9 protein-coding genes are annotated in these 14222 nt (G+C 68.0%); 3 read left to right on the forward strand and 6 right to left on the reverse strand.

The genetic code is table 11. The features are described from left to right. Positions 1-23: 23 nt before the first annotated feature. Positions 24-269, reverse strand: coding sequence for a hypothetical protein (locus tag LVJ59_RS17365; protein ID WP_047524493.1), 246 nt, complete (start codon positions 267-269; stop codon positions 24-26). Positions 270-495: 226 nt separating this feature from the next. On the opposite strand from LVJ59_RS17365, the gene LVJ59_RS17370 reads away from it, so the two are divergent. Next, positions 496-1704, forward strand: a complete 1209-nt coding sequence (locus tag LVJ59_RS17370) for an endo-beta-N-acetylglucosaminidase H (RefSeq protein WP_232763955.1) — start codon at positions 496-498, stop codon at positions 1702-1704. On the opposite strand, the gene LVJ59_RS17375 is transcribed toward LVJ59_RS17370, so the two are convergent. Genes LVJ59_RS17375 through LVJ59_RS17390 form a run of 4 tightly spaced genes read right to left on the reverse strand, consistent with a single transcriptional unit; the run spans position 1705 to position 8071 of the window. Further along, positions 1705-4911: a GH92 family glycosyl hydrolase gene (locus tag LVJ59_RS17375; protein WP_232763956.1), complete on the reverse strand. Its 3207-nt coding sequence runs from the start codon at positions 4909-4911 to the stop codon at positions 1705-1707. Then, a complete protein-coding gene (locus LVJ59_RS17380) occupies positions 4908-5843 on the reverse strand; it encodes a carbohydrate ABC transporter permease (RefSeq protein ID WP_131493599.1) in 936 nt (311 codons plus the stop codon). The genes LVJ59_RS17375 and LVJ59_RS17380 overlap by 4 nt, the downstream gene beginning before the upstream one ends. Beyond that, entirely contained in the window at positions 5840-6766 is a 927-nt protein-coding gene (locus LVJ59_RS17385; RefSeq protein WP_131493597.1) for a carbohydrate ABC transporter permease, read from the reverse strand. Before LVJ59_RS17385 ends, LVJ59_RS17380 begins: the two co-directional genes overlap by 4 nt. A 3-nt stretch (positions 6767-6769) precedes the next feature. After that, complete coding sequence (locus tag LVJ59_RS17390; RefSeq protein ID WP_232763957.1) at positions 6770-8071, reverse strand: ABC transporter substrate-binding protein; 1302 nt, start codon at positions 8069-8071, stop codon at positions 6770-6772. A gap of 176 nt (positions 8072-8247) precedes the next feature. On the opposite strand from LVJ59_RS17390, the gene LVJ59_RS17395 reads away from it, so the two are divergent. Then, positions 8248-9558 carry a glycosyl hydrolase gene (locus LVJ59_RS17395; RefSeq protein WP_134352423.1) on the forward strand — a complete coding sequence of 437 codons (1311 nt, stop codon included), beginning with the start codon at positions 8248-8250 and terminating at the stop codon, positions 9556-9558. 19 nt (positions 9559-9577) lie between these two features. On the opposite strand, the gene LVJ59_RS17400 is transcribed toward LVJ59_RS17395, so the two are convergent. Next, a complete protein-coding gene (locus LVJ59_RS17400; RefSeq protein WP_131493592.1) occupies positions 9578-10609 on the reverse strand; it encodes a LacI family DNA-binding transcriptional regulator in 1032 nt (343 codons plus the stop codon). A gap of 160 nt (positions 10610-10769) precedes the next feature. Between LVJ59_RS17400 and LVJ59_RS17405 the strand changes: the two genes are divergently transcribed. Then, positions 10770-13790 carry a glycoside hydrolase family 38 C-terminal domain-containing protein gene (locus LVJ59_RS17405; RefSeq protein WP_232763958.1) on the forward strand — a complete coding sequence of 1007 codons (3021 nt, stop codon included), beginning with the start codon at positions 10770-10772 and terminating at the stop codon, positions 13788-13790. Positions 13791-14222: the final 432 nt, after the last annotated feature.

The raw sequence follows: 14222 nt of genomic DNA on the forward strand, positions 1-14222 counted from the left end.
AGATCACGGGAAGCCCGGAGGGGTCACTGCGAGCGCCAGAACCGCACGGCGAGGTTCGTGAGCTCCTTGTCGAGGTCGTCGACCTTCGCCTCGATGCGGTCAAGGCGGTCGACGACGGCGTCGATGCGCGCGGAGAGCGTGCCGTGGATGCGATCGGTCTCGGCGCGGATGATGCGACTGAGCTGCGTGGTCATGAGCGTCATCCCGCCGAGCATGACGGCGGCGAACACTCCGATCAGCGTCCATACCTGCGGGTCGTTCAAGCGCATGCCTCCAGTGTCGTTCCGGACGGTCACGATGTCACGGTATTCCGGTTCCGGCGCGTGGAGAACCCGGCGCACGTGTAGAACCCACGGATCGCTGACCGGGTGCAGGAACAGACAGATGTCGTCCTCCCTCCGGTCTGTACCGCTTCTTGCTTAAGCGATATAGTCGGCGGCAGGTCGCTCGGATGCGGCCTGATCTCGATTTCGATGAAGAGGGAGACGATCTGCCATGAGTCGGCTACATTCCACGAAGCTTCACCGTCTACGACAGGGATTCACTGTCGCCGCGAGTGCGGTGATCGCGATGTCCTTCGTCGCGGGAGCCTCACCCGCGACCGCTGCAGAGGGGGCGGAGGCGGATCCCCAGCTCGCCGTCTATGTCGAGGTGAACTCGAACGATTTAGCCAACGTCGCCGACTACACGCTCGCGGATTCCGGGCGCGCCGCCGTCGACCTCGCGATGATCTTCGCCGCCAACATCAACTACGACGGAGAGAAGGCGTATCTGCACCTGAATGATCGGGTCACCGAGACGCTCCAGGACGCGGAGAACCAGATCCGTCCGCTGCAGGCACAGGGCACGAAGGTGCTGCTCTCCGTGCTCGGCAACCACCAGGGTGCGGGTTTCGCGAACTTCACCTCGTTCGCCGCGGCGGACGCCTTCGCCGCAGAGCTGGCCGATGCGGTGACGACCTACGGCCTCGATGGGATCGACTTCGACGACGAGTGGACGAACTACGGCGCGAACGGCACCCCGCAGCCCAACGCGCAGTCGTTCGGCTGGCTGGCGACCGCGCTGCGCGAGCGCCTGGGATCGGACAAGATCATCAGCCTCTACGCGATCGGCCCGTCCTACACCACCACCGACTTCGATGCGTTCGACGTCGACGGTGTGATCGACTACGCCTGGAATCCCTATTACCCGACGTACGACGCCCCCACGGTGCCCGGGCTCGAAGATCGCACCCGCCTCGGTGCCGCTGCGATCGACCTGGCGAACACGAGCGCCGCGACCGCCGCGGACTTCGCCCGACGCACGGTCGCCGACGGATACGGGGTCTACGTGGCGTACAACCTGACCGCGACGGATCAGTCGGCGTACCTCTCGGGGATCACGCAGGAGCTCAAGGGGGAGCCGACCGAGTATCGCGCCGCTCCGCGGGATCGCACGGCTCCGACCGTGACCGTGAAGCCGGGGGAGGCGTTCACGACGGGATCTCCCGACGCGTACTCGAAGGTCAGCTTCAAGCTGTACGACGCCGGCAAGGTCGACAGGCTGTCGGTCAACGGTGTGCCGAAGGACCTGACCGATAACGCCTGGAGCGACCTGAACTTCGTGAAGCCGGGTGTCTTCGGTGGGGTGGCCGGAGCCAACGTGCTCGAGGTGTTCGACGCGTCGGGAAACCGCACCGAGGTGCTCTTCACCCTCACCGGGTGATCACGCGAGCTCGAAGAGCTCGATCTGACGGATCGTGACCTCGGACTCCGCACGCACGCGGAGCGCCGGGGTCACGGTCCGGTCGACCAGGGTGAACGGCGTCGTGCGGTCGGTCCGCAGTTCTTCCCGATGGGTCAGCGCCAGGGTCCGCCAGTGCCCATCCGGGCCGAGGGCCTCCCAGTGCAGCGCGGCAGAGGAGGCGGAGGCGGTCGTCGTCACCGTGACGTCGCTGATCCCGCGAGCCTCGGGGAACCGCCACCCCACCCAGTCGCCGGGGCGCAGGACGACGCCAGGACGACCCGAGGGAGCCCCGTCGTCGAACACCCGCTCGGGGTGGGCGACGAGAGCCGAGGCGATCACCTCGCCCTCGCCCTCGCCCTCGGTCGCGGTCAGATCGGCGCACCAAGGGACCGCAGGGAGGACGGGAGAGCGCCCGGACTTCTCGAGCGCGGACGCCGGGTCGTCCCCGAACGTGAGGTCGAGGACGGCATCCCCCACGAGCGCATCGATCGGGAGATCGGCGGAGGCGAGGGATACGTCGTCGAGAGATGCCTCCTGCAGGATGTGGGCCCCGGCGGACCGTCGCCGGGAGCGGATGCGGAGGGAGGAGCCGTCCCCCCGATCCACCCGGATGTCGTCGAAGAGCGGCGAGCCGATCCGCAGGTGGCCCGATGCGAGCTCCAGGGGGTACAGCCCGAGTGCGCCCCACAGCCACCAGGCGCTCATCTCCCCATTGTCCTCGTCGCCCGGGAAGCCCTGACCGATGTGGGCCCCGGCGAACAGCCGCCCCGCGAACTCATGGACGAGCGGAGCGGACTGCCACGGGCGGTCGCTGAACGCGTACATGAACGGGATGTGGTGTGCCGGCTGGTTGGAGAGCGCGCACATCCCGGAGCGCAGGGCCCTGGCCTCCCGTTGCTCATGGATCACGGTGCCGTATGCGCCGGCGAACCGTTCGTCCGCGGTCTCGGGTTCGGCGAACAGGGCATCGAGGTGACGGCCGAGCCCGACAGGTCCGCCGTGGAGGGCGGCGAGCCCGGCTCCGTCGTGCACCGCCCCCACGGACATCCCCCAGGCGTTCGTCTCGACGTTGTCCCCGCCCCAGGCCCGCGGGTCGAACTCCGGAGCGAACGCCCCGCGCGAATCCCGCCCGCGGAAGAACCCGGTGCCGTCGTCGAAGAGCTGTCGATACGACCGGGAGCGGTTGGCGAAGTAGCGTGCGAAGCAACGGTAGCGAGCGGCTTCCTCGGCCGATCCGGCGCCGACGGCGAGCTGCAGGGCGAACCGGCCGAGGGCGGCATCGCTGAGTGCGTTCTCGATGCTCCAGCTCATGCCCTCGGGCGTCTCCGACGAGATGTAGCCGGTGAATCGGCCGCGATCGATGCCCTTGCGTCCCCGTCGCGCATCCGGACCCGGCTCGCACGCGTTGCGCCATCCGCTGTCGAACGCGCTCTCGCGGTCGAAGCTCACACCCCAGCGCGCGGCATCGGCGAAGATCTGGTCGCTGGACGTGCCGACCATGCTGTCCACGTAGCCGGGCGCGCTCCACCGCGCCATCCATCCTCCGCGTCGATACTGTTCGAGCTGGCCGTCGAGCAGCCTGCCGGTCGATGCCGGATCGAGCAGGGCGAGCGCCGGCCACTCGGTGCGGTAGGTGTCCCAGTAGCCGTTGTTCACGACGAGTTCCCCGTCGGCGACCGTGTCGACGGAGTCGGAGAAGACATCCGCGAATCGCCAGCGCGGCTCCGCCGCGGTCCCGACGTTCTCCCCGGCGCTGTTGGGGTACAGGTGCATCCGATGCAGTGCTGCGGCGATCCGGGCGCGGTGTTCCTCATCGGCGAGACCGCGGTAGGGGATCTCCTCCGCAGGCAGCGGGGGGATCGACACCCGGCCCAGCAGGCGATTCCAGATCGCGGCGCCCTCGGCGCGCAACTCCTCGAAGGGACGGGTCGGGGGCGCCTCAGTCTCCAGGGCGTGCCGGGCCTGGGCGACGGAGAGGAAGGAGATCCCGATCCGTAGTTCGAGCGATCCGCGTCCGCCCACATACCCGGCGACCCGACCGCGTCCGTCGTCGTCGAGCGGGCCGCGCTCGATCACGCCGTCGTCCGTGCGGCGCAGGGCGGTGCCGGCGAAGAAGCACCGGGGCGCGTTGCCCCAGTCCGCCGAGCCCTCCGGGATCCATCCCTCGAACCCGTCTGCGCCGGTCCAGGCGAGCTGGCCTTCACCGGTGAGCTGATCGATGACGAAGCCGATCGGGGCGTCGGGGTCCGCGCACCGCACCCGGAAGGCGGCAGCGTGCATCGTCGCGGTCATCTCGACGGTCAGACCATCGCCGAGGTCCGCCGCGTACTCGTGCGGACGCGCGCGTTCGGACCCCGGGACGATCCAGCGCCGCCGTTGCTCGCGGCTCGACACCGGATCTGCCAGATAGGGCATCAGCTGCAGCACCGAGCGATCACCGATCCAGGGACTCGGCTGGTGGGAGAACTGGAGGGCTTCGAGTCGGCGTCCCTGCGCGTCGTCGTGCACGAAGGGACGGTACGGCCACCGGGAGTCGGCTGCGTCGGTGGCCGGCGTGACGAAGGTGAATCCGTGCGGGAGAGCCACGGCGGGGATGGTGTTGCCCCGCGAGAAGCGCGGTCCCGCATGTGTGCCGCGTCGGGTGTCGACGCGTTCGACGGCAGTGGGATCGGACGGTGCGATCCGCTCCTCGACCAGGACCTGCACGAAGCCGGTGACGCCTGCGGCATCCGCCTCGTCGGACAGCGCGTCGGTGCCGAACACGAGTTCGACCGTGCCGCGTCCTCCGGTGCGGGGAGCGAGGGAGACGGTGTCCGCATTCCACTGCTCCGGCATGCTCCAGCGCGCGGCGAACTGGGCATCGGCGGTGATCGGGAAGTCGTAGCGGTCGCGGACCGCGGAGTCGTCGCTCAGCCGTGATCCGTCGTCGAAGCGCACGTCGGCCGAGACCGCGAGGGCGGCGTGTGGCGCCAGGGTCGCTGCCGGGCCGTCGGCGTAGAAGGCCCAGTGCAGCACCGTGTGGGGTGTGATCTCGAAGTCGGCGAGACCCGGGGCATCGATCCGCTGCACCCCGCCGGTCGGGTCGAAGGCGAAGGCGAACACCGCCCCCGGGAGCACTCCCGAGCGCGGGCGGGAGGACGGGGGATCGGCCGGCCCGTCCGCCGGGAGGAACTGCACGGCGTTCACCCCTTGATCGCGCCCTCCTGCACGCCCTTGAAGAAGAACCGCTGCGTGAAGGAGAACATGATCACGATCGGCACGAGGGCGATCATGGTGCCGGCCGCGATGAGGCGCGGATCCACGGAGAAGCTGCTGTTGAGGTAGGCCATGCCCACCGTCAGCGTGTACTTCGAGGGATCGGACAGGACGATGAGCGGCCACAGGTAGTCGTCCCAGGCACCGATGAAGGCGAAGATCGCGACCACGGAGACCATGCCGCGGATGTTCGGCCAGACGATGTGGCGGATGCGCTGCCACGTGGTGGCCCCGTCGACCGTCGCGGCGTCCAGTACGTCCTTCGGGATCATGCGGCACGCGGTGGCGATCAGGAGCACGTTCATCGCGCTGATCGCTCCGGGGAGGAAGACGCCCCAGAGGGTGTCCGCCAGTCCCAGTGCGCGGATGGTGAGGAAGTTGCTGGTCACCGTCACCTCGCCGGGGAAGAGCAGAGTGGACAGGAGGATCCCCATCACGATCCACTTGCCCCGGAATCTCATGCATCCCAGCGCGTATCCGGCGAACGTCGATAGCACGACGTTGCTCACGACGGTCCCGACCGAGACGAGCAGCGAGTGCCAGGCGTAGAGGTAGACCGGGACGATGTCGGCGACCTTGCTGTAGTTCTGCAGCGTGGGTTCGCGGGGGATGAGCTCGGGCGGGAAGGAGTAGATGTTCTCCTGAGGTCCCTTGAAAGAGGTGGACAGCTGCCAGACGAACGGCCCGATCACGAGGAACAGGACGAACAGCAGCAGCGCATAGCGCCCGATCAGTCCGCCGAGGCTGGGTGTGCTGAAGTCTCCGGAGCCGCGACGGCGGAAGATGCGCTCGCGCGTGGGCGACACAGGGCCGTCGGTGGACCGGGTGTCGTCGGCCGGGCGCTGCGGGGTGAGGGTGCTCATGCCGAGACCTTCGCCTTCTTCTCACGGTTCATGACGGCGATCGCGGCGAGGGGTACGAGGGTGAGCAGGAACAGCGCCACGCTGATCGCGGAGGCGTAGCCGATGTTCCCGTTCAGGCCGGACCCCACCTGGCGGATGAGCATCACGAGCGACATGTCGTACCCGCCGGGCCCTCCGGTGCTCTTTGACAGCACGTCGAGTTCGGCGAAGACCCGCATCGCGGACACGGCGATGAGCACCGCGATGAGGAGCATGGCTCCTCGCACCGACGGGATCGTGACTGAGAGGAAGCGGCGGAAGGCCCCGGCTCCGTCGAGCATCGCGGCCTCGTGCAGCTCCTTGCCGACGTTCCCGAGCGCGGCGAGGTACACGACCATGTAGTAGCCCAAGCCCTTCCAGACCGTGAGCAGGATCGCGCAGCCCAGCAGCAGCCAGCGATCGACGAGGAAGGCCATCGGCTTGTCGATCAGACCGAGGAACTCCAGCGTCTGGTTGATGATGCCGCGGCTGTCGAAGAGCCAGGTCCAGATGAGGGCGACCACGACCACCGAGGCGATCACGGGGAAGTAGAACGTGGTGCGGAAGAACGAGATGCCCGGGAGCTTCTTCTGCACCAGCAGGGCGAGCAGGAGGGGGAGGATCGTGAGCAGGGGCACGCACACGACCACGTAGATGAGGCACGTGGTCAGCGCATTCCAGAACATCTCGTCGCCGAACATGCGCTCGTAGTTCGCTCCCCCCACGAACTCGGGCGTCCGCAGCGGCCGGGCGTCGGTGAAGCTGAGGAAGACCGTGTTGAGGAACGGCCAGAGCGCGAACACCAGCACCCAGGCGACGGCGGGGCCCAGCAGCAGCCACGGAGTGAACCATCGGTGGGATCTCATCGACGATCCGCGGTCGCGGATGCCGGTGTTCGCGCGCATGGCTTACTGGTCCACGCGGTTGGCGTTGGCGTACTCGACGATCTTGTCGAGCTGGGCCTTGGCGTCCGCTTCACCGTTGACGGCGAGGGCGATCTGCTGGGTCATGTAGGTCGCCATGTCGGAGGTCCACTGGAACGGCAGGGCCTTCGCATCCTTCATCGCGCCGAACACGGTGTCGATCGCCGCGAGCTGCTTCTCGTCGGTGACCGAGGACGCGATGTTCTCGACGACCTCATCCCCGCCGTCCGCGGTGCCGGGAGCGGTGCCGACGGCGAGCGACGAGAAGGCCACCTGGTTCTCCTGGTTCGTCGCGAACTCGGCGAACGCGAGTGCGGCCTCCTTGTTGTCGGAGTCGGCCGAGACGTTGAGACCCTGCACATAGAGGGGTGCGACCCCGAGGCGAGGGGTCGCCACCGTGTTCTCGAGCAGTGCGGGTGCATCCTTCTGCAGGTCGGTCGTGAAGCCGGTGCCGCCCGTCGTGAAGGCCACCTTCTCCTGGATGTAGGCCTCGGCGTTTCCGCCGTAGTCGCCGGTCAGAGCCTCGGCGGGCATGGCTCCGGCTGCGTAGGCGTCGGCGTACTTCTGGATGATCGCGGCGGCTTCGTCGGTGTTGAAATCGAACTCGCCGTCGGCATTGATGACCTCCATGCCCGCCGCCGTGAAGGTGTCGAGCGCGGGGATGGAGGACAGGAGCTGGACCTTGCCACCGGATTCCGTGGCCACCTCCTCGGCGAGCGTGAGGAGCTCGTCGACCGTGGTCGGGAGGTTGTCCTCCGTGACGCCGTACGGGGCGAGCTGTGCGAGGTTCCACCACGAGGCGTCGCTGGAGAGGTACCAGGGCAGGCCGTAGGTGCCGTCGATGCCCGGGTACGCGCTGTACGCCTCCCACGCGCCGGCGTTGTAGGCGGACTCCAGCTCGGGATCGGCGGTCTGGAGGTCGACGAGCTTGCCCGCAGCGACCAGCGGATACGCGATGTCCGGCGGCAGGTTCAGCACGTCCGGGAGCGTGTCGGCGTTCGCCTGGCTCAGGATCTTCTCCTGGTAGCCGTCTCCCGGCTGGTCGAGCCACTCGACGGTGACGTCCGGGTGCTCCTTCTCGAACGCATCGATCAGATCCTCGAAGTACGGGGTGAACTTCTCGTTCTTGAGCGACCACGTCTGGAACTGGATCGTGCCGCTCAGCTCGCCGGACGTGTCGATGGGGCCCGAGGCGCCGGATGCCCCTCCGCCTCCCGTGCAACTGGTCAGCGCCAGAACGCCGATGCTGAAGGCTGCCAGAGCGACAAAGCGTGTGGGAGATTTCATCGTGCTTCTTCCTCGAGGCGGGCGATTCCGCGTGGTGTCCGGTCGACGGACTGCAACGCTTTAGCAGATGAAACCATCCGATTCTCCTTCTGTCAAGAAGTGTGTGCGATCGCCGGTGCTCAAGCGTTATAGTGGTGCAGATCCGTCCCCCTCGGGGCTTGTCCGAAAGGTCCTACATGACGCAGCGCGGCGCCCTCGATGCTCCCCTGAGATTCGGAGCGAACTACACGCCGTCGAAGAACTGGATGCACTCCTGGCTCGACTTCACCCCGGACGATGTGCGTCGCGACTTCGCGGCTCTCGCGGAGCTCGGGCTCGATCACGTCCGGGTCTTCCCGCTGTGGACCGTGCTGCAGCCGAATCGCACCCTCATCCGCGAGAAGGCGGTCGACGACGTGCGTGCGGTGGTCGACATCGCGGGCGAGTTCGGGATGGATGCGAGCATCGACGTGGTCCAGGGCCATCTGTCGAGCTTCGACTTCGTGCCGTCGTGGCTGTACACGTGGCACGACAAGAACATGTTCACCGATCCGCGAGCGCTCGAGGGTCAGGTCGCGCTCGTCGACAGGCTCGGCCGGGCGCTGCGCGATGCCCCCAACTTCCTCGGGCTCACCCTCGGGAACGAGACGAACCAGTTCTCCGCGCACACCCATCCGTCGCCCTGGCCGGTGACGCCGGACGAGGCGGGCGGCTGGATCTCCGCCCTGCTGTCGGCAGCCGACGCCGCAGCGCCCGGCTTCCCGCACGTCCACAGCGAGTACGACGCCGTCTGGTACATGGACGGCCACGGCTTCACGCCGGCCCACGCGTCACGCTTGGGCGCCATGACCACGATCCACTCCTGGATCTTCAACGGCACCGCCCAGCGCTACGGAGGACGATCGATCGCCTCCGACCGGCACGCCGAGTACCTGATCGAGCTCTCCCGCGCGTTCGCCACCGATCCGGACAGGGTGGTGTGGTTGCAGGAGGTCGGCGCTCCGTCGAACTGCCTGACGGAGGACGAGATGCCGGACTTCCTGGAGGCGACCGTGCGCTCCGCGCTGCGCACCGACAACCTCTGGGGCGTCACGTGGTGGTGCTCGCACGACGTCAGTCGCGACCTGGGTGACTTCCCCGAACTCGAGTACACCCTCGGCCTGATCGATCAGAACGGTGCGGCGAAGCCCCTCGGTCGACGCTTCGCCGAGGTGATCCCAGAGCTGCGGCAGCGCGTCGCGGCACCGGCGCGGGAGACGGCGATCGTGGTGGAGGTCGACGAGCGCGAGGTGCCCGTGAGCCGGGCGGCGCTGAGCCCGGGTGGTCCCGTGTTCCAGGCCTGGGTCGACGCCTGTGCCGCGGGGCTCGACCCGGCCGTGATCACGTCGCGTGACGCGCTCGATCCCGCCGTGCGGGAGGCCCGTGGCATCCGCCGGCTCATCCGACCCGATCTGCGGGCGGGCGCGGTCGATCCCTATGGGTCGGTCAACACCGTGGTCGACGCCTGACGTTCAGGACGCCTGACGTTCAGTCGGTGCGCGTGGGCGGGGCCGTGCTCTCGCGCGCCGTGAGCACGGGAGTCGGGCCTTCGACGCTCGGCAGGTTCGCGCCCGCTTCGATCTGCTGGAGCAGCAGGGTGGCGGCGCGCTCGCCGAGTTCGAAGGTGTCGCGCGTCATCGCCGTGATCGACGGGTTGATGAGCCCCGCGATGACCGAGTCGTCGAAGGAGGCCAGTGAGACGTCGCGGGGAACCCTGCGTCCCATCTCCTGTGCGACGCGGAGACCGGCGACCGCCATCACGTCGTTGTCGTAGACGATCGCGGTGGGTCGCCGCCGTCCGGAGAGCAGTGCCCGCGTGACGGCGGAGGCGCGGGCGGGGGAGAAGTCGGTGGTGATGACCTCGCCCTCCACGCCATCGGCCGACAGGCGTTCCAAGACCTCGGCCCGCAGCCGGGTGTGTTCGAGCTCCGCCGGTCCCGCCACGTAGGCGATGTGCACGTGCCCGAGCGCGGCGAGATAGGAGTAGAGCGTCTCCGCCACCGTGTCGTCGCCGATCCACACGCTGGGCACCGTCCCGTCGGGAGACGGCTTCGACCCGATCATCACGGCGCGGGCGTCGAGGGCGGCGATGCGGTCGGCCCGAGGATCGTCGTCGCGCGGGTCGATGAAGATGAAACCGTCGACCTGGTTGGACGAGCGCCACTGCCGATGCACCTCCATCTCCTCCGCGATGTCCGCCACCAGACGCAGCTGCAGACTGACCTTGCTCTCGGAGAGACGCGATTCGATACCGGCGATGAGGTCGGTGAAGAAGGCCTCCGAGCCGAGGGAGCGGGCGGGGCGCGCGAGTGCGAAGCCGACGGTGTTCGCCCGCGCGCCGACGAGGGCGCGTGCCGCTGAACTCGGCTGCCAGCCGTTCTCCTCGACGACGGCGAGGATCCGTTGCCGGGTCTCCTCGCTCACTCCGGGGCGCCCGTTCAAGGCGAAGGAGACGGCGCCGGGGGAGACGCCGGCCATGCGCGCGATGTCGGCGATCGTGACGCGCTTCGCCGGACTCATAGTCCCTCACCCTACTTGATCGGTTTAGCCCGGTGGAAGGCGGATCGGGTGTGTTCTAGACTCGCCACTAGATCGTTTTAGTAAATCGGATAGCATTCATCACACGGGTTCGCGTCGACGTCCCGCGAACCTGCCCTCACCGTCGAGTCGGAGATCCCCTATGCATGACGACACCTCGCTCACCGTCGGCCGCGTCAAGCGTGTGCTGGAGGAGCGCATCCGCCCGTCGATCCACTCGGCGTCGGTGCCGCTGCAGGTCGAGATCCACGAACTGCCCGGGGAGCCGATCGCACCGGCGGAAGGGCTCGCCCTCGACTACACCGCCGGTTCCGTGGGCGCCCCGTGGGGACCGGCCTGGGGAACCACGTGGTTCAAGCTCACCGGGCGGGTGCCGTCCGAGTGGGCCGGCCGCAAGGTCGAGGCGCTGATCGACCTTGGGTTCGACGTGAACATGACGGGCTTCCAATGCGAGGCCCTCGCCTACCGACCGGGCGGCACGGGGTCCGACCCGATCCCGGTGAAGAGCATCAACCCGCGAAACCAGTGGGTCCCGATCGTCGAGACGGCAGCGGGCGACGAGCCGGTCGAGCTGTACCTCGAGGCGGCTTCCAACCCGGTGCTCCTGGACTACCACCCCTTCCTCCCGACGCAGGAGGGCGACATTCTCACGTCCTCGAAGGAACCGCTCTACCGCGCCCGGCGGATGGATCTGGCGGTGTTCGAGCAGGAAGTGTTCGACCTGGCGCTCGACCTCGAGGTGCTCTTCGAGTTGCAGGCGGAGCTGCCGGCGACCTCGCCCCGTCGCATGCGCATCCTGCAGGCCATGGACGATGCGCTCGACGTCCTCGACCTGCAGCACATCGTCGCCACCGCGTCCGACGCCCGCGCCCGCCTGGCCGAGGTGCTGGCCGCACCCGCCGAGGCGAGTGCGCACCGGATCTCGGCCGTCGGTCACGCGCACATCGATTCGGCGTGGCTGTGGCCCGTGCGCGAGACGATCCGCAAGGTCGCACGCACGACCTCGTCGATGACGGCTCTGCTGGAGGAGCAGTCCGAGTTCCGGTACGGCATGTCCAGCGCACAGCAGTACGCCTGGATCAAGGAGCACCGCCCCGAGGTGTGGGAGCGGGTCAAGGCCGCGGTCGCCGAAGGGCGCTTCCTGCCCCTGGGCGGCATGTGGGTCGAGTCCGACACCGTGATGCCGACGGGGGAGTCGCTCGTGCGGCAGTTCTCGCAGGGTCAACGGTTCTTCGAGCGCGAGTTCGGCATCCGGTCCAAGGGCGTGTGGCTCCCGGACAGCTTCGGGTACTCGCCCGCCCTGCCGCAGCTGATGCGCCGCGCCGGGTTCGAGTGGTTCTTCACCCAGAAGATCTCGTGGAACCAACAGAACGTCTTCCCGCACCACTCCTTCCTCTGGGAGGGCATCGACGGGTCGCAGGTGTTCACGCACTTCCCGTCGATGGACACCTACAACTCGCAGTTGAGCGGCATGGAGGTCGCGAAGGCCGCCCGGCAGTTCAAGGAGAACCGGGTCAGCTCGCGCTCGATCGCCCCGGTCGGCTGGGGTGACGGCGGTGGCGGCACGACCCGCGAGATGACGGGCAAGGCCGAACGCCTCCGCGACCTCGAGGGCAGCGCGCAGGTGGTGTGGGAGCATCCGGACGACTTCTTCGACGCCGCGAGGGCCGAGCTGCCGCATCCGGCGGTGTGGGTGGGGGAGCTTTACCTCGAGCTGCACCGCGGAACGCTCACCAGCCAGCACGCCACCAAGGCACTGCACCGCTGGGCCGAGCACGCGCTGATCGAGGCGGAGCTGTGGGCGGCGACGGATACGGTGCGCACCGGTGCCGCCTACCCGCAGGCCGAGTTCGACCGCTTGTGGCAGACCGTTCTCCTGCACGAGTTCCATGACATCCTCCCGGGGACCTCGATCGCCTGGGTGCACCGCGAGGCCGTCGCCGTGCTGACGGACGTGCTCTCGGATGCGCAGGACATCGCGGGTGCCGCCCGACGCTCGCTCGCGGGCGAGGGCGATCGCGAACTGCGGTTCGAGCCGACCTCGGTCGGGCGCGCGGGGGGACAGGGGCACGCTCTCGGCGCGGCGTTCCTTCCCGAGGCGACCCCCGCTGCCGTCTCGCTCTCGCAGGAGGACGACGGCTGGCGGCTGGAGAACGATCTCGTCTCGGTGCGCGTGTCCGCCGACGGTCTGATCGTCTCCGCCGTCGACAAGGCATCGGGGCGCGAGGCGGTCGCTGCGGGAAAGGCCGCGAACCTGTTCCAGCTCCACCAGGACTTCCCGAACATGTGGGACGCCTGGGACATCGATCGCTATTACCGCAACAGCGTCGACGACCTCACCGCCGTCACGTCGATCGAGGCGACCATGGTCGGCACCGTGGCGAAGATCGTGGTCGTGCGCCCGTTCTCGGAGTCGACCATCACGCAGACGATCCTTCTCGCACCCGATTCGCGGACCGTGCTGCTGCGCAACGAGATCGATTGGCACGAGACCGAGAAGCTGCTCAAGCTCGCCTTCCCGCTCGACATCCAGGCGGCGCACACCGAGGCCGAGACGCAGTTCGGCTACCAGTCGCGGGTGACGCACACCAACACCAGCTGGGAGGCGGCGAAGTTCGAGACGTCGATGCACCGGTTCGTCCTGGTGCGCGAGCAGGACTTCGGCGTCGCACTCGTGAACGACTCGATCTATGGCTACGACACATCTCGCGAGGTGTCGGAGGATGCGGTGACGACCACGGTGAGGCTCTCGCTGCTGCGTGCCCCGCGGTTCCCCGACCCCGACACCGACCACGGCCACCACGAGATCGAGGTCGGCTTCGTGATCGGGGCGGACGCCGAGATCGCGACGGCCGAGGGCATCCGGATCAACGCGCTCCCCACCGTCGTGCGGGGTGCGCGGGAGGTCGAACCCCTGGTGTCGGTCCGGGGTGAGGGGATCGTCGTGTCGGCGGTCAAGCTCGCCAACGACGGATCGGGTGACGTGATCGTGCGCGTGTACGAGGCGCTCGGGCGACGCACGGCCGGCGAGCTGACGGTCGGGTTCGAGCACCGCGGGGTACGCGAGGTGAGTCTGCTCGAGGACGACATATCGGACGCGCGCACCGGTGGCGACATGAGACTGCGTCCGTTCGAGGTGCGCACGCTCCGCATCGCCCGCTGAGCAGAGATCCGCGGCGTGCGGGATCGAAAACGCACCGGGAAACCGGTGCGGAGGAGCGGTTTCGATCCCGCAAGCCGCCGACGGACGCGCACGACACGCCCGGCGGTCGAGCCTGATTTGCCCGATCCCCGCGATCCGCGTAACTTATTACCTGTTCGCCCCAAACGGTTGAGCGGAGGTCCTCGGACCGGCTCCCGTCAAGCAGCTAACACCTCCCGAATCCCAGACACTCACTGAGTGAACAGGATGAAGGTGCTGACTCGTTCCCTCACTCAGGCCGAAGAAAATCGGACTTGACAACGGAGATGAGATCGGTAAGATAGAGAAGTTGCCCTGTGGGCCTGGTTGTGATGACTGGGTCGTGGGAGCATCCGATCCTTGAGAACTCAACAGCGTGCACTTGTCAAATGCCAAATTATCCTCGTCTAGCTT

It is taken from the genome of Microbacterium sp. KKR3/1 (genome assembly GCF_021272365.1).
Taxonomy (GTDB): Bacteria; Actinomycetota; Actinomycetes; order Actinomycetales; family Microbacteriaceae; genus Microbacterium; species Microbacterium aurugineum.

Excerpts from the sequence above, each read along its gene's own strand:
- LVJ59_RS17395 (WP_134352423.1), top strand. The coding sequence starts at position 8,248 with ATGACGCAGCGCGGCGCCCTCGATGCTCCCCTGAGATTCGGAGCGAAC.
- LVJ59_RS17400 (WP_131493592.1), bottom strand. The coding sequence starts at position 10,609 with ATGAGTCCGGCGAAGCGCGTCACGATCGCCGACATCGCGCGCATGGCC.
- LVJ59_RS17380 (WP_131493599.1), bottom strand. The coding sequence starts at position 5,843 with ATGAGCACCCTCACCCCGCAGCGCCCGGCCGACGACACCCGGTCCACC.
- LVJ59_RS17370 (WP_232763955.1), top strand. The coding sequence starts at position 496 with ATGAGTCGGCTACATTCCACGAAGCTTCACCGTCTACGACAGGGATTC.
- LVJ59_RS17365 (WP_047524493.1), bottom strand. The coding sequence starts at position 269 with ATGCGCTTGAACGACCCGCAGGTATGGACGCTGATCGGAGTGTTCGCC.
- LVJ59_RS17390 (WP_232763957.1), bottom strand. The coding sequence starts at position 8,071 with ATGAAATCTCCCACACGCTTTGTCGCTCTGGCAGCCTTCAGCATCGGC.
- LVJ59_RS17385 (WP_131493597.1), bottom strand. The coding sequence starts at position 6,766 with ATGCGCGCGAACACCGGCATCCGCGACCGCGGATCGTCGATGAGATCC.
- LVJ59_RS17405 (WP_232763958.1), top strand. The coding sequence starts at position 10,770 with ATGCATGACGACACCTCGCTCACCGTCGGCCGCGTCAAGCGTGTGCTG.